This is a genomic window from Stenotrophomonas sp. 21LCFQ19, from assembly GCF_056861425.1.
In genome coordinates this window covers 132080-153782 of the sequence record NZ_JBSPUF010000011.1, presented here as the reverse complement: position 1 = coordinate 153782, position 21703 = coordinate 132080, and the positions used below count along the sequence as shown (strand labels likewise).

Here is a 21703-nt window from a genome sequence, read left to right as displayed (position 1 = left end):
GCGTCATGGGAGGCTACCAAGTGCCTCTCTTGACTCTAGGACGCTCGCCTGCGTAGCCGCTTAGCCTTCAGCATGACCATTGGGCTAACGGTTGGGACAGGAACGAGAAAAGTCAGCTGTTGCTCCAAGCCCAACGCTTTAAGGGTGGAGATCAGCGTGTGGACAGTTGATCCTTGCCCGCTCTCCAGTTGCACCAATGCCCTGCGAGAGATCCCTGCTTTGTCGGCCAACGCTGCTTGCGACACGTTGGCTAGGAGGCGGCGCGCCCTGATCCGCTTTCCTAGGGCCTCGGCAATTTCCTCAGGGGACTGGATTGGCATGTGACTCATTTGCGCGCAAATGTGCTCATTAGTGGTGTCTTCTCCCGTTGTGCGCGGAAAAGCGCGCAACTCTGGCACTTCCATAACTCATCGTAATGACGCGAGATCTCCCGCAGAATAGAAGCCTGGACAGACAGATCCTACATACCTGCAGGTGTCATGCGCACAACTGGCACCAGACTACGCTCAATTGCTGGTAAATATCATTGCCGCGGTCGGACCAACGAAGATGTTCGGCGTTGCCGTTCTGGAGCAACTGATCGTCGTCAGTCGGCTGCAGCTACGTTGCGCGAACCGCTCGGAACTGTGCCACGGTCGCGGGCGGAACTTAGCAATCTCGACGACTGGATGAGAGTAACAACGATGCCCGCAAACTTGTGGCTCCTGCGGTACACCTGTTGGCTGTGCGCGCCACGCTCGCGCCGGGAGACGCACTCCCGTGCGTACCAGTAGGCTCACACGATAGACAGCGATGAGTCAGGAGAGCAAGGTTGGGCGCTCGCACCAACGATAGAGGCAGCATATGAAGCCGACGATCTTGGCACTTGACCTAGAGGGAACGCTCATCTCAAACGCAATCAGCCAGATTCCCAGGCCCGGACTCTACCGGTTCCTTGAAGAAATCCAGGCGCTGTTTGATCAGCTGACGATGTTTACAACAGTTCCCGAAGATCGCTTTCGCAGCATCGCCACGCTGTTGGCTCACGAAGGCAGTGCCCCGGCCTGGTTCGTGGAGCTGCCCTACATCAGTTGGTCGGGAAAGACGAAAGACCTACGTCTCGCCTCGCCAAATCTGGGCGAGGCACTACTACTCGATGATCACGGCCCCTATGTCCATCCCGGGCAGGAGCACCTTTGGGTCCAGGCCCCATTGTTCGGTTCTCCCTATTCATCAGACGATGATGGCCTCAACCTGGTACTCCACCGTTTACTTGATCGCACCCGTAATGCGGACGCTGACTTGCGCCCCCTAGCCCGGAGCGGAGACGCGTAGCCATGCGTAATCCATCTTTGGTTCAGCTCAAGCTCGCGTGACTCGCTTCGCGCCCTCACGAGAAATCCCGGATGCCGCCGCAGCACGGCGCGAAAGTCTCGCCTCACAGTGGTTCAGTGCAGCACAGGTCAATGCCGGGCTGGACTTGAAGCTCGGCAGAGGCTGCCACAGTGCAAGCGAGTTGCGACGTCAGGGGAAGCTGCTGGGGGTGTATGTCACGCACCCCAACGGCAGCTACCGCTACCCGATCTGGCAGTTTCGCCCAGATGGCCAGCCCGTTGAGCGATTAGTCGAGATCCTAGCAGTGTTGCGGGACTTTGGTCCTTTCCAGCGTGAGCCGGATGGTCTGCGTCGCAGTACCGGCTGGGGCGAGGCCGAGTGGTTCTTGTCGCCGCACGCGTTGCTTTGGGGCGCGGCACCGGCCGCGATGCTGAGTGTAGACCCTGCCCGCGTGTTGCATGCAGTGCAGTGCGAGTTCGAAGAGCATGTCTGATAGGGGCCTTACCGAGATGACTCAACACTAGCGTCTACCCGACATCCATCAATTGAAATTGAGTCTGGCAGTCCGGAACCAATTGAGAGCGAATACCCGGAAGCCTACAGTCTGTCGGCTTGCAGGCCTCCAGCAATCTATGGCTATGCTCACCTGGTGACGATGCAGCAGTCGCCAACCGGCGAGACACAGGCTCAGCCAAGTTCCTGCAACGCGCACATCGAGGACAATCATAGGGCGAATGTCGAAGTTACCCCTTAGTTGAATCCAGGTCTATTGCAAGAACAGCCGCTCTTATTCACCCCCGTGATCTCATACGACAGAGACTGATAGGTCCAGGTCTGCATCAACCCGGGCTACCTCATCGACTTGTTACGCGGTTCAAGGTGAATGGCCTCACCTGTCTAGGTGATGGCGTCCTGCCCGTCCAAGTAAGATCGCACCTCCCGAAGTTCGCTCAAGCCTCCGCGGCAAAGAAACTCCAGCACGGTGTTCCCAGCAAACATGGGCGCCATGTTTAGTCGCCTTATCCAGCCATCCGCCTGAACGGGGTCAGGCAGAAGGATATGAAGAGCTTTGTAGATGCCAAGTAGATAGCTAATCCGTATCAATACGTCGTCATCGATATGCTCGTGAGCCCCTCGCGCCCATGCCTCGTAAGAAGCATCAGGTGGACCTCCAAGCAGCGCTCTCTGCTGAAGTTCCGACAGTTCCCAGCTCGCAGCGAGGTTGAAGAAGGCTCTTAACGCATCGCCTGAAAGCTCGTCGCGACTGAGCGGATCTTTAGGGATGCTCATCATGTGCTCATCTTCCAATCGACCTCCCTTAGGGGAACATCTTGGCATGCCACAACCCCACGCACACAGGTGCTCCGTCATCTCTTTCAACAGCCGGCAGCATGCCGATCCTATCGCAATCCACGAACTGCATTTGGTGCTGAATCTTCTGACATGGTAACCGCTGTAGCGGCATGCATATCAGATTATCTGATACGTAATCAGAAAATTTATGCGCCACAAATAAGAGAATGTTCTCTCTGTTTGCAATATGAAGGAGAGTGAGTGATGCTCGCCTACATGGTGCCCTTATCGATGCAAACGCTCGCACTTCGCGCAACGAATCCTGACCAGCTCGCCGAGCAGGTGGCGGAGGAGTACGGGCTTTATGTCCGGCTCTCAGAAGTCTGGATGCTGCTTGGCTACAACAGCGTCAGCGCTGCCAGGCGCGCGGCATATGACAACCGACTGGGAATAGCAACCTCAACCATTCCCGGCAGGAAGGGGCGCATGATCCGATCCAGGGATCTCGCCCAATGGTTGTTCAATGCATCACGCGGCGCGGATCCCGTAACCAATCGGCAGGCCACTCAATGATCCCGATCTTCCACATGGAGGCCTCCAGATGAGCTAAGGCACCTTCTGGGGCAGAAAAGACAAACCCCGGCTTGCAGGCCGGGGTCTGTTTGAGGCGCAGCGATGAGAACCGCTATGCCGAATCTACCCCCTTACCCCGATAAGAATCAACCCCTAGGCATTCCGGGAGGGAGGCGGCTGCCCGCCTCCCAGTAGATAGGCAGGGATCCATGAATCAAGAAGAACTGGCCCAGCGTCTGCGGGAGCAGGAGGGCCTAACTGTCGAACAGCGACAGCACATCCTTGAGATGGCTAGCTCGAGTCCAGCGCGGAAGCCAGGAAAGGGCGCGCTGAACAACGTTGTGACCCACTTCAGTTCAGTCAAATGTGACCAGCTCATCACGCTGGAGAGTCATACCGTTGAACATCTTTTCGCGCTGACTCTGGAGCTGGATCCGGATGTGCTTGGCTACTTCCCGCAGGTCGCCTGTAAGGGAGTGAGACTTGGCAATCATGTAAGGAGCGGCACCTTGGATTTTCTGGTCGTCCGCACCCGTCGCGTCGAGCTGGTCGAATGCAAGGCCGGCTCCGCTCGCGACAGCTTGCTTGCGGCAAAGTCCGGTGAATGGGTCGACGTCGATGGAAATCTTCAGAACCTTGCCTATGGTCCTTGGGCAAGGCAGCGCGGCATGGAGTACGTCCTGTGGCTCAGTCCCTGCCGCGTTGACACGCTACTCCGGAACCTGCAGGTCATCTATAACGAGGTGCGCATGGTACCCGCCAACGAGGCGCAAGCCTTGGGCAGGCGCATCCATGCGCATCTCGCCGACGGCCCCAAGAGCCTCGATTGGATGATCGAGACTATCGAGGGATTCAACGTGAGCCAAGCGGCACTTCTGCTTGGAACCCGCTGGGCCTTCGGTCCAGTTGAGCATGTTCCGCTCACGGACACGAGCAACTTCTTTTTGACCTTGAGTCGGGCTCAGGCTATTGAGATAGGGAGCAACTTCTTTGAGGTTGCCAGGCAATCTCGCAATCAACTGAACTCGGCGTTCGCAACGGCGACGCTAGTCGACGCCACCAACGCCGAAAAGCGGCTCGCATTGATTCAATCCGCGCATGCGAAGGGTACACCCGTCCCCAGACACCTGCGTGAGATAGCGCGGAAGGTGGCCGAGGCGCGAAGCAGAGGTGACAACGAACTCGAGCAGTGCCTTACCAGGTTTCACGCAAGCGGAAACCGAATGAGCCGGCTTACCCCTGTTCAGGAGAAGAGGACGGCTGAGGCAATTCGCGCATACGCCGCAGGCAAGTATCCACAGAAGAAGGACGCATACGTTGCGCACAAGAACGCCTGTGAATCTGACGGCGAGTCGCCACAGAGCCGCCAGGCCTTCGAACGCAGGCTCGCTGATCCGCGCCTAGAGCTGCGTAAGGTTTTGGCAACGCAGGGAATGCGTGGCTACCAAAAGCAACGGCCACGCTCGGACGCGCGTGACCGGTCCGGTAGGGCCTTAGCCAAACATGCAGTCCTGCACGTGGACAGTACCAAAGTTGACGTCAGGGTGGTGCGCGACGATGGAATGGGAGCAAGCGCAGAGTCCCCTCTGATCTATCTAGGGACAGATGAGGCGACTGATTTGCCGATGGCGCATTCCATTGTCTTCGGGCCCGCGCGGCGCGATGGTTTGGCCATCCTGATACGCGACTACGTCCGCAGACATGGACGACTGTTCAACAGCATCTTTGTCGATCGAGGAACGGAGAATCAGTCACACTTTCTCACTGATCTGGCTTTGCGATATCAGTTCTCAGTCCATATCTGCCCAACGGCAGGTTCGAGGTTCAACTCGGACGTAGAACGATACTTTGGAAGGTTCAATTCCCAGGTCAGCCATGAGCTTGTCGGTAGCACCGATCCCGACAAGGCGGGCCGGGGCGTGGACGGGAAGTTCAAGAGCTACAAAACTGCCCAGCACCGCTTTGAAACCGTTCATAAGGTGGCCAAGGAAACGCTTTATGAGCACTTCCCGACCGTTCCTGTACAAGGCTTCGCAAGTCCGGCCGAACGGGCGGTCCACGCAGATCTTCTCTTTCCTAATGCCGGCCTGCACGTAGTGGTTGACGAAGAATTCCTCTTCAGAACCGCGATCCCGCATAGCAATAACAAGTATATAGCCGGACGGGGGTTCGAGGTGAATGGTCGGTACTTTCACTCCAATGAACTGAGGGAGCTCGACGCGTCATTCGATGTTGAGCAGCTTCGAACAGACCCGGAGGACCCGAGCTTCATCTGGGTTAGGACGAATCGTGGACTGTTCAAGGCGTTCTGCAACTTGATCGGGCCTCTAGCTAATTCCACCCTGATTGAGCGGTCTTTCAGGGGTATGTATGATCAGCTCTACGCGCCATCGCTCCGCGAAGCGAGGCAGAGTGCGAGGCACGCTCAGGCCATTCGTACGGCGGCCGCAAATGCAAAGCCCGTCACTACCGCTCTTCCCGTACTGACTGAGGCGGACTTCAGTAGGCTCCCTTCGCAATCAAATGACGCTCTTGACGAGATTGCTCTGCGCGAAATCAAGAAGCGAGCCATGGATGACTTCGACGACATTGAGTCGCCGTAGCTTGTGCAATTAGGGGCAAGCCCGCGCCAGTCATTCACATTCACAGGAACCGATAGTGGACAGCAACTCTGGAATTCCCTTTGTGAATCATAGCCGCATGAGGACGGCCTACTCCGAACTCTTGAATGCCATCCAAGGTGCGCGCCCAGGTACGTTCGTCTGGGCATTGGCTCCTTCTGGCTCGGGCAAGAGTGAGATCAGACAAGCTATTCTCCCCGCCCTTGCCGGGAAGCAGAGCCTCTGGCCAGCTGGCACGCTTCCTTTAATATCGGTGCGTGCAATGGCCAATGATCGGGGAAAGTTCAACTCCAAGGATCTCACGCTGCGCCTCCATCACGCCGTGGTGGAGCCCGACTTCGGCTGGCTGGAGAACAAGGACCGATCGGTCAGTACTGACGCGCACCATGTCCAGGCGGAGGCAGAGGTAAACAATCAGCTGTGGAAGAGAGTGAGGGCAACACAGTCGCAGCCGAGATTGCAGCACAGCTTCGAATCTGTGGCGAAGCAACGTCAACTTAAGTACATCTTCCTAGAAGAAGCGGCAACCTTGACGATGGTGCATCTTCATCAAACCAGCTATGGGTACATGTCGAACCTTGTGCGACTGATTGAAGAAATCGGCTGCGTAATAGTGATGCTGGCTACCCACACTGCGGAGAGTTTGTGGGCGGGACACCCCGACGTCTGGAATCGATCCCGGTTCGTCTACATCCGGCCGTATAACCTGAAGAACTCCCAAGACGAGCGCGATTTCGTTGCAGTGCTGAAGGGTATCGGGCAGAGCTTCAAGCTGTCCGATCCCAAGCTCCTCGTTAAGAATACTGATTTGATGTACGCCAATGGTGCTGGCGTATTCGGTCCCACTATCGACATCGTCCATAGGGCTGAGCTCCGCCGAAAGAATGAGGGAGCGAATAGCATCACTGAAGCGCACTTGCACGCCAGCTCCTCAAGCGAGAAGGAGCTTGGAACCGTGTGGAGCAGCGTGCTGGCCTTCAACAAGCTTGCGGATCAGAGGCCCTTGAATGGTGAGAAGAGAATTGCTGACTTCCTGAAGCGCATGGGTACGGGGGAGTAGAGCGATAATGACTACGGCACACATTCGGTATCGGTGGACAGCACTGCCGCCAATTGCACCGATCGATGGAGGCACCGCCCAGACTGAGTCACTTGGAGGGTACTTCCAGAGGATGTGCGAAACGACCGGGTTTACAAAGACACACCTCGCAGGAGTGCTTGACAAAGTTGCGGGTCAGCCAAGAAATGGACTGAGTGAGCGAAATAGCTTCGTTGGACCAGGGCAGGTGAGCCTTAACCGCGCGCGCGCGCTAGAGCAGCTGACTAACCAACGGCTTGTCGGCTGCACGCTCTCGCCTTTCATTAATGTCCTGCAGATGCGGGATGGCGGCCTTGCTGGCATCAATCGCCGCTGGTGTCCTGAGTGCCTGCTGGAGGCTGGCGAGAGTGACGGTCTAAGTGAGAGGCTCATCTGGAACTTCCTTCACTACTCGCATTGCTCCTTGCACTCAGTCAGAATCATTGATCGCTGCCAAGAATGCGGCAACACTCAACAGTTGCGAAGGGGCAACGCGGCCTCGTGCGCCTATTGCGGTTGCAGCCTAGCGCGCGCGACTACGCACGAGAGGCCGAGCGCACTTCAGTCCTGGGCCAACGCCTCGATCGAGGAGGTCGTACGCTGGACCGCAACCAACCCTGATGTGGTTATCCCTGCGGAGAACTATCAACGCTTCTTTGATGGGCTCCTTCAAGATGGGACATTGGATAGGCTGAAGAGCGTTCATAACAGGTTCTGGAGGGATGCAATTCGCTTCAGACGAACTACCACCACTTTCAGAACGCTACTCAACCTATCCGCCATCAAATCTGTTGACATCATCGGAATTCTGACCGAACCAGTTCCGGCCTCGTCGACTTCATTGTTTCCAGGCCATGAGGTGGACGGTGAGATCGCCTTTGATCTAGAGGACTGGGGGGCTCAGGCGAGGAAATTCGAAGTCGTGCTCCACGCGCTCTGCAAGGCCAATACGCGTGTGTTCCCTAGCCAGCAGTTCCTTAGCCTATTGTTGGTTTCTAAACGAAAAAGTTCTATCCACCGTGCGCCATCATTCAGCGTCTACCTAGATCTTCAGAGGCAACCTGGCCAGGACCTTCTTGCGCGTCGGAACATGTCGAGCAGAATTATGGCCCTGTCCATGACCCTGCTTAAGAGCGGCATGCGCGAGCGGGGCGTGGCAACTGAAGTTCTGAAGAGATTCGCCATTTCCGCAGAGATCGCTAGAGAGTGCGCCCGGACCGCAGTTGTTATTACAAAGGCCATGCTCTCTCCGGCGTTCCGAGCTTCCGGTGATCCCGTCCCGTGCCGCTGAAGAAGGCCAGAAGAAGAAATCACTTCCCTGCGCAGCCGAGCGGGTTGCTCAACTGCGCGGGGTTCTACCCCGATATCACGGACGGCTCTAAAAGAGCTGCAACCTTCTGGTCCTGCCGTGCCGCTCGCTCATGTGGGTGCTGTCAGGGTTCGGTTGGGAGGGCGCTGTGCGTGCTGCAGTTCAGCGGGCATGTAATGACCCAGTGATTTCCTGCTCAGGTGCTACCTTTTCACGGAGAGCACGATGAGCCAAGTGATGGAAGAAGAGATCAAGCGTTGGACGGCCCGGCGGAAGTCGGCGCTGGTGCTGGAAATCATCCAGGGCAAGACGACAGTGGCCGAGGCCAGTCGGCAGTTCGACCTGACGCCGTCGGAGATCGAGGGCTGGGTAGACGACGCGAAGCGCGGCATGGAGAACGCCCTTCGGGCGAAGCCCGAGGACGTCCGGGAGCAATACGAGCGGCAACTCAAGGATCTGCAGGAGGCCTATGGCGAGGCGATGCTGGAGCTGCGCGCCCGAAAAAAATTGGCGTCCCTGTTGGGCAAGGACGAGACCTGATGGTCTCGATCCAGCAGGGACTGCGGGCCGATGGGATTGAAGTCTCGATGGTGAAGCTATGCCGCTGGTTCGGTGTGGCGCGGCGCACGGTGTATTACCGGCCAACCAAGGCGCCGCCGGCGGTCAAGCCGGAGCTGGCGGAGCCGATCAAGGCACTGATCGAAGAGGAGCCGTCGTTCGGCTACCGCACGGTGGCTGGGCTGCTTGGCATGAACAAGAACACAGTGCAGCGGATCTTCCAGCTCAAGGGCTGGCAGGTTCGTAAACGTACCGTCGGCAACCGGCCACGCATCCAGGCGCTGCCGTCGGTGGCCACCGCGCCGGACCAGCGGTGGGCAACCGACCTGTGCCGGATCTGGAGCGGCCGGGACGGCTGGCTGACACTGGCCCTGGTGATCGACTGCCACACCCGGCAGCTGCTGGGCTGGCAGCTCTCGCGAAGCGGTCGCGCGACTACCGCGGCCGCCGCTCTCGAGCAGGCCCTGATCACCCGCTACGGCACGCTCGGGCGCGTCCCCGTGCCGTTCCTGCTTCGCTCGGACAACGGTCTTGTGTTCACCAGCCGGCACTACACGCGCCTGGTCCGCAGCTACGGCCTGAAGCAGGAGTTCATCACCCCGCACTGCCCGCAGCAGAACGGCATGGTCGAGCGCGTCATCCGAACACTCAAGGAGCAGTGCGCGCACCGCCACCGCTTCGAAACCCAGCAGCACGCGATGCGGGTGATCGGCGACTGGATCCAGTTCTACAACCAGCGGCGCCCGCACCAGGCGCTGGGCATGAAGACACCCGCTGAGGCTTATGCTTTAGCGGCCTGACCTGTGCAGAAACCGCTGGGTCACTACAGGCATGCGCTGAGCTTCTATTAGAGCTGGCGAATGATCTGGCTGGGACAGGCTGAGATGCTGAGCGGCTTTGGCGAAGCTGGCTTAGTCGACAACGGAAAAGGAGGGCCTTCGAAGTTTCTGGCCTCGAAGCGCTGGCTCAGCCTCTTGTTCTACGTCAAGCTATTGCCTGTTCGCTCCGAGAATGATGAAGGACCAATACATGCGCATGAAACACACACGTCGATTCGCCGAAGCTTTGGGAAGCTGGATGCACTTTGAGGCTTGTTGCTTCAGGGCAGGGCTGTTCTCTGAGAGTTCTTTCAAGGCTGCAATAGGGAGCGTTGCTAGCTCGCTACACGGAGATCACAAGGCAGCTCGTGTGCACGCGGACTACCCACTTCCTGCGATACAGCGGGTGCCAGTTGTCGGCGAGAAAAGTGGCGGCGGGCGCAAAAAAAATGTGGACTTCGCGCTGATATATGACGATAAGCGGATGCCTGTATCTGAGCCGCAAGTCCTGATCGAAGCTAAGTGGGCTGGTTCCTCACATTGCACTGTGTCGAATTTGATGGCCGACTTCGTAAGGCTTTCCTTGATGAAAAGAGCGCATCCAGACGCCGTGTGCCTTTTCGTTTTGGCTGGTCACGTGACGAATATTGATGCTGTACTGTTGCGACGTCCGTTCAAGGGTGAGCGTCGCGACACTCTCCCTGTTGATGGCTCTATCTCATCTAAGAAGTTCAAGTTCCTTCATAGGGACGCAGAGCATCAGAAGGCTTTTTCCGGACTCATCTCGGCTTTTCATTCATCAAACCTCAATGTGCCTATCGGATTTTCTGCAACAAGTAGCGGTATCTATCCGCCATCCCCAGCGAAGTTCAAGGCGATAGCTTGGGAAGTTCTAGGGGTAGAAGAGATTAATTTGAGTCGCGCAGAGTGGCCCGTTTCTAAAAAGGACAAGTCAAAAAAGGCTCCGGTAGAAGAGGATATTTTGTAACCGTTCGACGGCTGCGACAGACCGCTTTTGCTCGATAGCGGACCAATTCCGGTACGTGAGAGGCAACCTAGCTCTGCTTGCGACGCACGGCGCACACCGCACACGGAGTAGCCTCATCAGCTCCACATTCGGTGTGAGACATCTCCTAGCCTGTCAAGAGCGGTTGTAGACCCTAGGCGCGTGCTCGCTCAAAGCCATCCCACCGAGCAAAAGCTGGATCCTCGCGGAGCATAGGGTCCGAAGCCAAGATGCGATCTAGCACAACTCTCAATTCTTCGAAGGACCAAAAATGACCATTCGGCGATAGAAACGCATCCATAAGTCTCAGCGCCGGCCGCGGGTGCACATCCACGTGCTCTGAGGCCGCCAGCTCACCGAGTACGAAGTCGTTGTCGTCCGGTCGAATGAACTTCTCCACTGTCGCTACGGCGTCTTCGAATGCTTCGTTCGTCGCAAGCGCCATCTCTACCCAGGGGCGAGTTTCTGCAGTGCTCTTGATCTGCGGGTCACGCGGCCAGAACTTCAGTATCCATGGCTTCACCTTCTCAGCCCAAACCGCATCCGGATCAACTTCTCCGTTGTCCGCTCGGTAAAGCGCCCCAACGATCCAATGCAGCATGCTCGCACGGGTCTCAGAATTCATCCGGCTGATAGCACCTTGCGTCGCTTGGCGCGGCAAATCGTCAAGACCGATGTAGAGCCCAGCGGCAGCTAAAGCCTGGGCCAGAGGGCCAACGGCTTTGCCCAACTGTTGGATCCTCTCCTGTTGGAAGCACGCAAGGAAGTCGGTCTTGATCTCGTTCCATAGCAATGGGTCGAGGTGCGGCTGCCAACCAAAACCTTGCCAAGATGCGAGGGCTTCAGTCTCGTCGCGGCCCCACACGAAGTTAGGTAGCAGGTGCAAGCGCGCGAGCTCGGGATCAACCGCGAAGATGTAGGAAAGGCGTGAAGCAAACACGACGCGGGCAGGAAGGTGGCGGGCCTCCCCAGTCCCGATTAGTTGGACAAATCGAGCAATCAGATCTGCCGGGATACCTGCGCCTACAAGCTGGCGCCGGGCGAACAAAGCGTTGAGAAAGGCAAGAGCCAAATTGCCCATTGATGTGTTTATAGCGACAGCGACCCAGTCGTGATCATCTGGGAGGCGCGAGTTAGAGTCGTCCTGAGCGACGCCTGGCAACACAGCATCAAATGCCCGCCAAAAGCCTTCCTGCGACATCTCGGAGAACTGCGCGGAGGACGCCGCCGACTCCAGTAAGTAAGAGGCGGCCGCGGCAACGCCGGGATCAAGTGCCAGCTGAGCGTCCATACCTGCGACCAGGCTAAGCACATCCTCACTAGGTATTGGGCTCGCAGCCTTAGTTCGAAGACCCCAGAGCGTCGCGGCCCAGAGCTCGGGGTCGGGCCCAGTTCGCTCCGCCACGCCTCGAAGCACTGCCATCATCCTGTCCCAGTCGCTCGCCACCATCTGCCGCCAGTCGTCCAGCGCATCTTCCCGCGAACCTGTAGTAATTTCCTCGACAATCTCAGCCGCAGTCATGGATTGCAGGCGCACCTCGTCGTCCACCGAGTCTAGAGTGCGCCAGCGAGACTGACTGTAGAACGAGAAGTGTGCCTGATCGCCTGGAGCGACATCCCAATGAGGATAGATACCGCGCAGACGCGCAAGCTCAGTTTCCAGCGCGGCATTTGGCCGTTCAGGATCCGAGCGCTGCATGATCCGCAAGCGCTCGAATACGCGGCGCGCGCAGAGTTGATCTCGATCAGTCTCGGATAGATGGTCGGACATCCATGCAGGTGGGCCACCCGCGATCTGCATCACCAAGACAACGCGATCGTCGTCGTCCAGACGTGGCCATAGTGCAACCAAAAGGTCATAGACCTCCTTCCTTGCCGAGGGCTCCCAAAGTGCAGGTACATTAGCCATTGAGGAGATGCTCCATCTTTTCGTGCCAAGTTAGCCCAACTGTGTGGTTCAGCGCAGCGATACCCAACCTACGTAGTACGATGATTTCGCTGCCAAGCCACTCACCAATGAATCGGCGGCTATCGTCAGGAGCAACCATGTCAATGTGCTTCCAGCCGTGCCAGATCAGCGTGATCATCAGAGTCCAATTCTCGTAGTTGCGGTTCTGCGCATGCGGGACGATAGAGGGACGGTGAAAGACGGAGATGTCGGTCCCAGCGGATGTTTTCTCGATGAGGGTGAACAGGTCGGCAGTCCGCCTCAGCAGCACCGTTAGCTCTGGCAGGATAGATGCTACAAAGGCTGCGGAGTCGTTGTGCGCCAGAATTCGCTCAACAAGATGATTGACTTGAGCATCCCCGGGGATGGTTAATTCCGCATTGACCACTTCGGACAATCGTGTGCCTCGCGCCTTCTCCTCCTCGCCATCGGCATTCGAATTGAAGTCAGGGCGCGACGTCTTGAATGGCTGGGAGAGCGATACGGACGGACGCAGTGCTGCGAGCAGATCGACCTTAAACGCGACAGCCTCGTGACCCACACCGAGACTCTCGGGCACCTTCAACTCGAAGGGGAACAGCCGCCCCAGCGCCAAGGTGTCCTCAGATGTGGATACGATCAGTCTCCAGAGCTTCGCCAGTCCGGGCTTCACGTCATCGGTCTGAGAAAGAGACATCCGGATCTGCCGAGCTAGGAACGGATGTAAGATCCTGTGACTAGCGAGCTTCTGGATCACACGTGACGCCAGACCGTAGTCACTTATGTGCTGTGCAAGCCAGCGTGCCAAGTGCTCCGATTGCGGCGGCAGTTGCGTGAGGCGGGCATCATGTACCCGAGGGAACAGCGGCTCAATTATCAGATGCGGGTGAGGAGGTGGGTGGTCGCCTTCGTCTCGCGCGGCCTTTTCCGCCTCCCCGTGGATCGCAATAATTTCAATCTCACGAAGCTCGAACTCGTCAAACCACTCGATAGGCGGGATCGTCCTCATTTCCGCGAACACCTTGGCCCCATGGCCCGCGTCACTAGGACGTCCGCACACAGCCCATACGAGGTTCGCCACATCACTTGGGTTGATGGTTGACGGGCGCTTCGGGGCAGTTCGAGCGATCAGATCTATCGTGTTTTTAAGGTAGTCTTCCCGGGCATAGGCCCACCCGATGATCGTATTCCGAAGATGCCGATGGTCCTTGGTTTCTCGGTAGAAAATCGGCCTGAGATTGCGGTGGCTATAGGGCGCACCATCGCCATCACCTTTCCCCTTGTGCGGCACAAAGATATAGGCTGGAGAGCGCTTGGCCGCTACGCGCGACGATGAATTCTCAGCGGCGAATGCATCTGTCATGTAACGAAGTACGGGATCATTGAGACTGTATCCAATGAAGAGTACTGTGAAGTCGCTAAAGAGCCTGGCTACGAACCTTGCAGCCCATGCGTCGGTCAGATAGGACCGCCCGAAGTCAGCACTTGTCATGACTAGATGCTCATTAGCACCCGCCTCGTCCAGCCTGCCGTGCAAGTAGACCACGCTGCGCCAAGTCGCTGCTTTATCGTTGCGCGGAATCGGCAGGATGGGCCCAGAGTGCAAGTCTCTGCCGAAATGCCATGCGCTGCTGGCTTGCTCAAACAGCGTATCGAAGTTCGTCGTAACGAGCCGAACTCCAGTCTCGCCACGCAATTTTGCGAGTCGTAGAATGGCTTTGTGCATGTCTAGCGAAGTTGGCGTTGCAGAGAGACATCTCTTGACGGCGTCTCGCACCTGAGCTCTCCCGAACTTACCCTCAAGGCTACCCAGCATACGGTCGGGCCAGAGCCAATCAGATGCCTTGGACGGAGGGAGAGTCTCGGCAAGGTCGTCATAGCAGTACTTGACCAAGCCTACATAGTCCGGGAGGCCGGCCCCCATCGAGATGCCCGCGCCGCAGAAGATCACTACACGATCATCTTCGAGCGACTGAACCAGCTCGTCCGGAACGACGGGACCTCCCTTGACGAATTTTGGCATATCAACCTCCTGAGGCGTTGATGCTAATAGTAAGCTGATAGCTGGCCTTTCAGGCCACAGAATTCTTGGCAGTCGAGTGCCACGTCGCGTCGCGGCTTAAGCAGTTGCTGAGTGGCGCCTGGACTGCTCGGTCTCCACGCCGGATCACTCGTAGGTCTCATCACGCTTGCGTTGAAGGAAGCAACAATCCCGACAGGAAACTGTTCGACGGGGCATGGGAATCACAGCATCTGAGGGATAATCTTGCGTTCTCGACCAAGACGTTCTCGCAGACTGAGACACAGCGCCGTCGTGCCAAGTCCACTTGCGGCGCGTGGAAGCCGACCCTATCTAAAGGCTTCACGCACCCACTTTCCGCACCAATGAGCGTCCAATCGATCGAACGAGTTCTGCAGGGCTGTCCCACGCTAGTTGAGAAGGAGGCGTGGGTGCGCTCGAATGCCTGCTCCATTGGACCTGCGAAGGTGTCCCGAGACGACTTCGCGCGCCTCAAGGAGTTGATCCGGCAAAACCGTCGTCATGACGCGGCCGCGCTGTTGCTCGCTATGGCCGTGTGCGCGGGCGGCAATTCTCTGGTGGCCGACTTACGCCGCAAGGGGTTGCTGCGCGCCTCTCGATACGACTTTCGAATAGGAGCACTGCGGGAAATGGTGCGCCTCTTGGGCCGCCTGCACGACGCACTGGGACTCGAACCTCGTTGGCACGAGTACCTGGCATCCGTAGATGCCCTCCACGACCTCGCGGCGGACGCCAAGCGACTTCGGGACGCCCTGCTGACGCGGCTGTCGAAGCGACGGGGTCGCGCGCTCAAGACCTTCCTGGTCATCGCCAACCAGGCGTTTTCCTCCCGCACCCGGGTGCTGACCGATGCCGAGATCGACGAAGCGAGTATCGCGCCTGACCACGATGGCCTGAGTGCGGAAGACATTGCCAGCGCGGTGTCGCGCGTGCTGACCGTCGTCAGGGAGGCGGGCAGACTGCGCATCACCGACTTCTCCTACACGGACGAGCGTGCGCTCAGCGCCGACAGCAGCACCTACCTGACGGACCTGCATACCGCCTTTAGGCTGGATGAACTGTGCCGCGCGGAGACCCTGATTGACGGGCTGCCCTACCGCGCGCTCACTTTAGATAGCCGGGTTGTCGTCCGGTCCATCGATCCGGACCTGGAAAAGTCCGTACGCCTCGGCTATGCCCAAATGGAGACGCAGATGCTGGTCCGCCGGTTGGGTATCGAAGAGGTTTGGGCCAAATCGCCTCCTCCGATGTCGCTAACCGAGGTGTTTGATGGGTTCTATGCGCCCATCATCTCGCGCTTCATGCAGATAAAGGAAAAGCCCCTCCGCCGCATCACGTTTGGCATCCCCGACATGCCCGGTCTGTTTGATCCGCTCGCCGAAGAGCAGGCCTTCCGTGAAGACTACCTAGCACTGCTGCAGCTGGACGTGGATGACTACGAGGACCTCGAGCTCGAACCTTTCGAGGTGTCCCCCGGCGTTCGCTCCATTGACTTGTTCCGCGTCAGCCGTCTCTTCGCCTTGTTAGAATTTTTGTACCAGCGGGAGCTGGTAAAAATCGCCGACTCAGCGGAGCGGGCGCAACTCGCCTTGCATTCTATCATCGCCGTGTTCCGGCACGAGCAGCTACTGACCTTCCTCAGTAACGTGCTTCCCTTGGAGACGGCCGAGAAGATAATCTCGCTGCTGGTGCTCGATGACTCCCGCGATTTCGTAGACCTGCAGTACACGCCGTTCCTCAAGGTCGATGATTACTACCTGCTCGCCCCTTCGGTGATCGCGCACGCCAATCTCGTGCGAAACATCGCCTTTGCCAATGGCCTCAATGAGAAGCGTCTCGCAGGCGAGGCCGACCCCATGCAATCGGCCGTGGAACAGGCGTTGCGCCACGCGGGTTTCCATGTCGGCGTCGAGGTCAAACCAACCCGAAAGGCTGGTGACACGGACCTGATCGCCTATCGGGATGGCACGCTGTACCTGATCGAATGCAAGAACGCCTACCATCCGTGCAATGCGCACGAGATGCGTAACAGCTACGACCACATTCGCAAGGCCGGCGAGCAGCTCTCGTTGCGGCAGCAGATGTTTGCCGATCCTGCTTACCAGAAGAAGGTCTGGCAGGCGCTCGAGTGGAACGTTGCCGCTCCTACCGCCACTCGAACGCTCGTGCTGACCGCCAATCGCGTCTTCACGGGGTCGACGATCCAAGGCCACCCGGTGCGTCAGGCACACGAGTTCATCAACGTGATCGCACGTGGGAGGATTCACAGTCCCGATGCGGTCTATCGCTTCTGGGAAGGCGATTCGCTGTCGACGGCAGATGTGGACCGCTACCTAGGCGGCGATGGCCTCGCGAGCGAACAGTTCGCGGCGCTTGAGCCGATCAACTACGCGAATGATTTCGGCGCGAGAACGCTGGTCTTCGAGAGTTGGCGCTTCAGCGTGGAGAAGTACCACAAACTCGTCCAGGCGCGTTACGCCCACAGAGCCGAGCCCATTGTCTCCTGATGGCTTGTGCAGGCGCGACTCGCGGTGCAGCGCTTCAGTGGACCACGGATCCCGTGGCCGTAGGAAAAGATTCTCGGGGTCGAAGGGCCCCACGTCGGCGGCCCGCTTCACATGCAGCATGCGCTTGAGTACGTACATATTCTTGAGGAGCGTCGGTTGCGCCTAGCCTAATCCCAGAGTGTCCAGCGACGCTGGCGGCGGTGTCCAACTAACATGGCGCTGCTGTCCAGTTGATTTGGCGCCAGTTTTCGAGAATCTTGGCTGCCGGTGTCCAACTACTTGGCGTTTAGTAGTTGAGCGCGCTGTTAACGTCGTACGCAGCATCCCCGGCGCCGAGTGCTTTCATGTGATGAGAGCATGGAACCAACCTACTACTCGCCGGAACAATGGGAAAGCACTCTCCCATTCATGTTTCTTCTAACGCGTCCCTTGTCCTCGACCGTTGCGCGGCGAAAGGTCCACTGCCCGCCGCAAGGCGGTGCCAGCGCAGGTAGCTGTTGAGTGCCCACATTGTGCTTCCCTGGCGGTGCGTCCCTCGCGAGCACGGCTCGGTCTGGAGTGCGGCAACCAAAGTCTGAACGCTAAGCCCCGACGCAAACGGAAGATTCGGAAATTATTGATGTTAAATAGTTTTTGCGAAAAACACTGCCAACCTATGGTTGCTGGGTAAGCATAGGTTGATCTGCAGAGAGCGCTTTTGGCTGAACCTATTGTTGCCCAGCAGGATCAACCTATGGTTGCCCGTCTAGTTCGACCGGCAAGCAAAGCCGTTGCCTCGGTTGAAGCCTTGGTCGTCGATTCAAAGGTCGAGGCGGCAACACCCATGGTGTCGGGCCGCTGACAATCCCCGGGGCATCATGTGGGCGCTTCCGACGCCGTGCGCTGCGTGGTCTGCAGAGAAGAAGGCCCAAATGGCGCTCGTCTTTCTCCGCAAGGGATCAGGAAGATCAACCTGCGGCAGGGCAGGTCCGTCGAGCACCTGTTCTGAGGGCCACCAGGAAAGTAGTGCGTGGTTGATGCCCACGCGCTGCCTTGATCCAATTGGATCAGCCTTACAAATAGGGGGGGCGCCGCACGGCAGCGCTTCTGCAAAGGCATTCGCCTTGAGCCAAGCATGAGCAGTCGCGCCAATTCGAAGCAGCGCATCGCCATCGCCTGGAAAGTGTCGACTAGATCCCGGCGGCTCCTGGACTCGCCTCCAGTGGTATCCGCACCTCCACACATGTCCCACTCTCAGGTGCCTCTTCCAGCACCAGCACGCCTCGCATCATTCGCGTGCGCTCCTCCATCGTGATCATCCCCAGCCCGAGCCGACGCGAGTGCCGCTCCCGCCGTGGCAGCCCCACTCCGTCATCGCAGATGCGCAACACAGCCAGATGTGCATCGGTACTGAGGGAGATCGTCGCCGACTCGGCCTGGGCGTGACGGACCACGTTGTGCAGGGCTTCCTGTGTGATGCGGAACAGATTGATCTTCTGCTCGGGGGTCAGGCTGTCTTCGGTCTCGGTACAGCCGATAAACGTCACCCGTGGCGGCCCGGAATGGGACTGGCACAGGCTCTCCAACGCAGAGGAGAGGGTGCTGAAGTGCAGGATGCTGGGGTGCAGGTCATGCGAAATCTGCCGCACACGTTCGGAAACCTCGCCCAGCTTCCACTGAAGAACGGAGAGGTTGCCTTGGTAAAGCCCGGGCAACTGCCGCCTGACATTGCTCAGTTGGATGGATACCGCTGCGATCGACTGGTTGATGTCATCGTGCAGATCGCGGGCAATGCGCGCGCGCTCGTCTTCCTGCACCTTGATCAGGCGCTCGGCCATTACTGCGATGCGAGCGTCTACTTGCTCCAGCGTAGTGCGCAGATGACGCCATTGCTCAGATATGACGACCATCATCAGCAGGCTCAACACCGCGACCAGTGCACCAATCTGGATGACGGTAACGGTAATTTCTTCCCCGGGTGTGGCGTGCCCGCCCTTGGCGAAACCAAGCTGCAGGCAGCCCAGGGTCAGCATCAGTAGCGACAGGAATGCCGCATCGGCACCCCATAGAAACTGCACAAGCAACAACATGAAAAGCAGGCCGATCGCCAGCAGCGTGTGCACGGTGGTGCCGCTGGAGCTGAGATTAACCCACGCTGTTGCAGCCACGGCGATGAAGATTGCCGGCAGCGCAATCTGGCGTGGCGACAACCGCGGGCCACCGGCCGTAATGCGATACCTGAGGCTGACGCAGATGGGGACAAACAGCAGGAAGCCGAGCGCTTGCGCCAGGAAGTTGGAATGCCAGTAGGTTTGCCAAGGCGGAAGGCCGAGAGCATTGCCCGCCAGCCAGAACAAGGTTGCGATCAGGGCCGGCAACAGCAGGCCGCAGCACACCACGAAGCGCAGTAACCATGCCGAACGCTGCAGTGGGTTGGGCGAGCGCGGCGGCAGAGCCAAGTAGTGGCCGACGGGGATGAGCAGCAGACAGTAAGTGATGTGCAGCGGCAGATGAGCAAGAAACGCTACATCCATCCCGACCTGTGCCGAAATGCCGCCGGCCAGGACCGCGATGGCCCAGACGATGGCGCGCTTGCCATGGGTGGACAGTAGTACACACAGGAACATGGCGCCCGGCAAGTTCAGCCCCTGCGGGCTGGAAGATGCATTCCACAGGTCCATGGTGACCAGCTGCCCCATGGCCGCGGACACTGCTATGACTGCCGGCACCAGGACGACAGACCTGGGATCTGTCTGGGGCAACGGGCCAGCGTCCAAGCGTGCGTGAGCCGGGGCTGGCGCACGCGCTGAGTCAGTAAACTCGCTCATGGAGTTCGGTTATGTTGGACCGCGGATGAAGTTAACACGCAATCCAAGCTGTGCTATCCACTTTCCGACACCTGACGGAGTGGCAGATGGAGACCAGTGCCTCAGTTTTTGGCTTCAGCGTCTTCGCGATGCGCGATGCGCGATGCGCGATGTTGATTCAGAGATATGGCCGGAGCGTGGCCCATCACAGGAGTGCGGGCCAGCAGCCTGCTATACGGCGGACGACGGAGGGTCCGTAAGATGGGCAGCAAGCCAAAACCTGGGGCGGTTCACTCAGGATCGCGGCACGTAATCGCTGGCGGTGCATGCCCGGGAAAATGTGAAGTCCATGTGATGACCATCGCGATGCTCGCTCTTCGTGATCAGCGTCGGTGGCGAAGTCGCCATGTGGTCGCGTGTGGCCGATTGATGCAGCTTGCCGAGCAGTTGGCGATGGATGTTTCCTTTTCCGCCAACTGGCAGGTGCTGCGTGTCGGCCGTGGCATGGCACGACGATGTTTGGATGCCGGACCTCGCCTGCGGATCTTGGGCTGACAGCTTCTGGCACCTCAAGCCCGCCGATACCTGCAACAGCATGCGCACCCTGTCCGTTGTTGACAGCGCGTTGTGCTGGGGCGCTACGGTGCAGCAGTTGCCGTTCGCCAGTGCGGCACCGCAGCTGATCGTGGCATTCGTGGACGTGGTGGTGGCCTGCATCACCGATGTCTCCGACGTGAACCTGCAGCTCCAGCATCGTTCGAGCGCGTCAGCCCAGACTGAGTGGATCATCGAAGGTGTGGCGTTTCGGGGCGAGCAGGAAGCTGGATTCTTGCTGCACCGAGCTGGACTGCAGTCACGGTAACTTGAACTGCCGATCAAGCTGATGCATGGCATGGGCACGTGCTGTTGGAGCAAGCTTGCCCGCTGACGTGCCTCGCACCGGGGCGCCGGGATCACGATGGAGCCTGGTTCTGCCGGCAATGCTTCTCTGCCGATTGCCGGCATCTGTTCGAAGAACTGCCTTTTTAGCTGCGGGTGGCTATTTGCAGGTGTGTAGATTTTTGCAATAAGCAGCGCCTACACTCGGTACTGGGGATCAAGCGGCGGAAGAATTCGCGCCAACCTGTCATTGACCAACGGACGTCCAGTTATTCGAAGGAAGTCCCTGCTCCATGCGGAGTCACGATGTCCAGCCCACAAGTGCAGAAGCGAATACTTGTTGCAGACGACCACGTGCTCGTCGCCGAAGGCGTGGAGAGCTTGTTGCGCGCGGCCGGCTACCCGGTGGTGCGAGTCGATACCGCTGAGCGGCTGCTGCGGCAGGTGCAGTCCGATGGCTTTACGCTGGTCATCTCGGATATCAGCATGCAGCAATCGAACGGTCTCGATGCCATGCGTCAGTTGTACGCAGCTGGCCTGCAGGTGCCTTTCATCTTCCTCACCATGCATGCCGACCCATGGCTGGCCCGGGACGCGCTGCGGGCCGGCGCGATGGGCTACGTGCTGAAGTCCGCGGCGGGCGAAGAACTGCTGCGCGCGGTGGAGGAGGTCATTGCCGGCCGTCACTATGTAAGCCCCACGCTGGCGGCGCCGGTCATCGCTGGCGGTTCGTGCCGCATGCCATCGCTCACCGACAAGCAGCGGCAGATCCTGAGCCAGGTGGCACTGGGTCTGCGCTCGAAGCAGATCGCTTACTCACTTGGAATCTCCGTACGCACGGTGGAATCGCACAAATATGCATTGATGCAGGCATTCGGCGTGCACGGAACCATCGAGCTGGTGCGCCGTGCACACGAGCTTGGCCTGGTAGAAAGCGCCACGCGCCACTTGTAGAGATTTCGGGCGAAGCAGCCGCCGCATGATCGGTAGAAG

Annotated in this window: 18 protein-coding genes; 12 read left to right on the top strand and 6 right to left on the bottom strand. The window is 58.5% G+C overall.

The window, feature by feature from the left end; translation table 11 throughout:
• Positions 1-35 precede the first annotated feature (35 nt).
• Positions 36-320: a helix-turn-helix domain-containing protein gene (locus tag AC13FW_RS13620; RefSeq protein WP_224328844.1), complete on the bottom strand. Its 285-nt coding sequence runs from the start codon at positions 318-320 to the stop codon at positions 36-38.
• Between the two features lie 523 nt (positions 321-843).
• Here AC13FW_RS13620 and AC13FW_RS13615 point away from each other — a divergent pair.
• Both AC13FW_RS13615 and AC13FW_RS13610 read left to right on the top strand, forming a co-directional pair.
• Entirely contained in the window at positions 844-1314 is a 471-nt protein-coding gene (locus AC13FW_RS13615; RefSeq protein ID WP_171956731.1) for an NIF family HAD-type phosphatase, read from the top strand.
• A 37-nt stretch (positions 1315-1351) separates the two neighbouring features.
• Positions 1352-1807 (top strand): hypothetical protein, encoded by a 456-nt coding sequence (locus AC13FW_RS13610; RefSeq protein ID WP_482989414.1) that lies wholly within the window; start codon positions 1352-1354, stop codon positions 1805-1807.
• A 404-nt stretch (positions 1808-2211) separates the two neighbouring features.
• On the opposite strand, the gene AC13FW_RS13605 is transcribed toward AC13FW_RS13610, so the two are convergent.
• Positions 2212-2604 (bottom strand): hypothetical protein, encoded by a 393-nt coding sequence (locus AC13FW_RS13605; RefSeq protein ID WP_224328842.1) that lies wholly within the window; start codon positions 2602-2604, stop codon positions 2212-2214.
• A 267-nt stretch (positions 2605-2871) separates the two neighbouring features.
• Here AC13FW_RS13605 and AC13FW_RS13600 point away from each other — a divergent pair, with 267 nt between their 5' ends.
• The 7 genes from AC13FW_RS13600 (at position 2872) to AC13FW_RS13570 (ending at position 10552) form a co-directional block, all read left to right on the top strand.
• On the top strand, positions 2872-3180 hold the full coding sequence (locus tag AC13FW_RS13600; protein ID WP_171956733.1) for a hypothetical protein: 309 nt from the start codon (positions 2872-2874) through the stop codon (positions 3178-3180).
• 209 nt (positions 3181-3389) lie between these two features.
• Positions 3390-5783 (top strand): transposase, encoded by a 2394-nt coding sequence (locus AC13FW_RS13595; protein ID WP_224328841.1) that lies wholly within the window; start codon positions 3390-3392, stop codon positions 5781-5783.
• A 55-nt stretch (positions 5784-5838) separates the two neighbouring features.
• Positions 5839-6861, top strand: coding sequence for a P-loop NTPase family protein (locus AC13FW_RS13590; RefSeq protein WP_224328840.1), 1023 nt, complete (start codon positions 5839-5841; stop codon positions 6859-6861).
• A gap of 7 nt (positions 6862-6868) precedes the next feature.
• Positions 6869-8170 (top strand): TniQ family protein, encoded by a 1302-nt coding sequence (locus AC13FW_RS13585; RefSeq protein ID WP_224328839.1) that lies wholly within the window; start codon positions 6869-6871, stop codon positions 8168-8170.
• A 243-nt stretch (positions 8171-8413) separates the two neighbouring features.
• A complete protein-coding gene (locus tag AC13FW_RS13580) occupies positions 8414-8728 on the top strand; it encodes a DUF1153 domain-containing protein (protein ID WP_224328838.1) in 315 nt (104 codons plus the stop codon).
• Positions 8728-9546 (top strand): IS3 family transposase, encoded by an 819-nt coding sequence (locus tag AC13FW_RS13575; protein WP_224328700.1) that lies wholly within the window; start codon positions 8728-8730, stop codon positions 9544-9546. The genes AC13FW_RS13580 and AC13FW_RS13575 overlap by 1 nt, the downstream gene beginning before the upstream one ends.
• A gap of 229 nt (positions 9547-9775) precedes the next feature.
• Positions 9776-10552: a hypothetical protein gene (locus tag AC13FW_RS13570; RefSeq protein ID WP_180883154.1), complete on the top strand. Its 777-nt coding sequence runs from the start codon at positions 9776-9778 to the stop codon at positions 10550-10552.
• Positions 10553-10724: 172 nt separating this feature from the next.
• Here the strand turns inward: AC13FW_RS13570 and AC13FW_RS13565 are convergent, their stop codons facing one another.
• Together AC13FW_RS13565 and AC13FW_RS13560 are read right to left on the bottom strand one after the other, a co-directional pair.
• Positions 10725-12479 (bottom strand): hypothetical protein, encoded by a 1755-nt coding sequence (locus tag AC13FW_RS13565; RefSeq protein ID WP_224328837.1) that lies wholly within the window; start codon positions 12477-12479, stop codon positions 10725-10727.
• The gene (locus AC13FW_RS13560) at positions 12472-14520 is read right to left on the bottom strand and encodes an SIR2 family protein (RefSeq protein ID WP_482989413.1); all 2049 of its coding nucleotides are present in this window, start codon (positions 14518-14520) and stop codon (positions 12472-12474) included. Before AC13FW_RS13560 ends, AC13FW_RS13565 begins: the two co-directional genes overlap by 8 nt.
• 464 nt (positions 14521-14984) lie before the next feature.
• On the opposite strand from AC13FW_RS13560, the gene AC13FW_RS13555 reads away from it, so the two are divergent.
• Positions 14985-17045: a hypothetical protein gene (locus tag AC13FW_RS13555; protein ID WP_152906988.1), complete on the top strand. Its 2061-nt coding sequence runs from the start codon at positions 14985-14987 to the stop codon at positions 17043-17045.
• Positions 17046-18214: 1169 nt separating this feature from the next.
• Here AC13FW_RS13555 and AC13FW_RS13550 read toward each other — a convergent pair.
• A complete protein-coding gene (locus tag AC13FW_RS13550) occupies positions 18215-19723 on the bottom strand; it encodes a sensor histidine kinase (RefSeq protein WP_482989412.1) in 1509 nt (502 codons plus the stop codon).
• Between the two features lie 402 nt (positions 19724-20125).
• A complete protein-coding gene (locus AC13FW_RS13545; protein ID WP_482989411.1) occupies positions 20126-20428 on the bottom strand; it encodes a hypothetical protein in 303 nt (100 codons plus the stop codon).
• Here AC13FW_RS13545 and AC13FW_RS13540 point away from each other — a divergent pair.
• Positions 20427-20693: a hypothetical protein gene (locus AC13FW_RS13540; RefSeq protein ID WP_482989410.1), complete on the top strand. Its 267-nt coding sequence runs from the start codon at positions 20427-20429 to the stop codon at positions 20691-20693. The two genes, AC13FW_RS13545 and AC13FW_RS13540, sit on opposite strands and share 2 nt — an antisense overlap.
• A 323-nt stretch (positions 20694-21016) precedes the next feature.
• Positions 21017-21664: a response regulator transcription factor gene (locus AC13FW_RS13535; RefSeq protein ID WP_482989409.1), complete on the top strand. Its 648-nt coding sequence runs from the start codon at positions 21017-21019 to the stop codon at positions 21662-21664.
• Positions 21665-21703 lie beyond the last annotated feature (39 nt).

Excerpts from the sequence above, each read along its gene's own strand:
- AC13FW_RS13600 (WP_171956733.1), top strand. The coding sequence starts at position 2,872 with ATGCTCGCCTACATGGTGCCCTTATCGATGCAAACGCTCGCACTTCGC.
- AC13FW_RS13595 (WP_224328841.1), top strand. The coding sequence starts at position 3,390 with ATGAATCAAGAAGAACTGGCCCAGCGTCTGCGGGAGCAGGAGGGCCTA.
- AC13FW_RS13570 (WP_180883154.1), top strand. The coding sequence starts at position 9,776 with ATGCGCATGAAACACACACGTCGATTCGCCGAAGCTTTGGGAAGCTGG.
- AC13FW_RS13580 (WP_224328838.1), top strand. The coding sequence starts at position 8,414 with ATGAGCCAAGTGATGGAAGAAGAGATCAAGCGTTGGACGGCCCGGCGG.
- AC13FW_RS13535 (WP_482989409.1), top strand. The coding sequence starts at position 21,017 with ATGTCCAGCCCACAAGTGCAGAAGCGAATACTTGTTGCAGACGACCAC.
- AC13FW_RS13605 (WP_224328842.1), bottom strand. The coding sequence starts at position 2,604 with ATGAGCATCCCTAAAGATCCGCTCAGTCGCGACGAGCTTTCAGGCGAT.
- AC13FW_RS13560 (WP_482989413.1), bottom strand. The coding sequence starts at position 14,520 with ATGCCAAAATTCGTCAAGGGAGGTCCCGTCGTTCCGGACGAGCTGGTT.
- AC13FW_RS13585 (WP_224328839.1), top strand. The coding sequence starts at position 6,869 with ATGACTACGGCACACATTCGGTATCGGTGGACAGCACTGCCGCCAATT.
- AC13FW_RS13615 (WP_171956731.1), top strand. The coding sequence starts at position 844 with ATGAAGCCGACGATCTTGGCACTTGACCTAGAGGGAACGCTCATCTCA.
- AC13FW_RS13620 (WP_224328844.1), bottom strand. The coding sequence starts at position 320 with ATGCCAATCCAGTCCCCTGAGGAAATTGCCGAGGCCCTAGGAAAGCGG.
- AC13FW_RS13575 (WP_224328700.1), top strand. The coding sequence starts at position 8,728 with ATGGTCTCGATCCAGCAGGGACTGCGGGCCGATGGGATTGAAGTCTCG.
- AC13FW_RS13545 (WP_482989411.1), bottom strand. The coding sequence starts at position 20,428 with ATGCTGTTGCAGGTATCGGCGGGCTTGAGGTGCCAGAAGCTGTCAGCC.
- AC13FW_RS13550 (WP_482989412.1), bottom strand. The coding sequence starts at position 19,723 with ATGGGGCAGCTGGTCACCATGGACCTGTGGAATGCATCTTCCAGCCCG.
- AC13FW_RS13540 (WP_482989410.1), top strand. The coding sequence starts at position 20,427 with ATGCGCACCCTGTCCGTTGTTGACAGCGCGTTGTGCTGGGGCGCTACG.
- AC13FW_RS13565 (WP_224328837.1), bottom strand. The coding sequence starts at position 12,479 with ATGGCTAATGTACCTGCACTTTGGGAGCCCTCGGCAAGGAAGGAGGTC.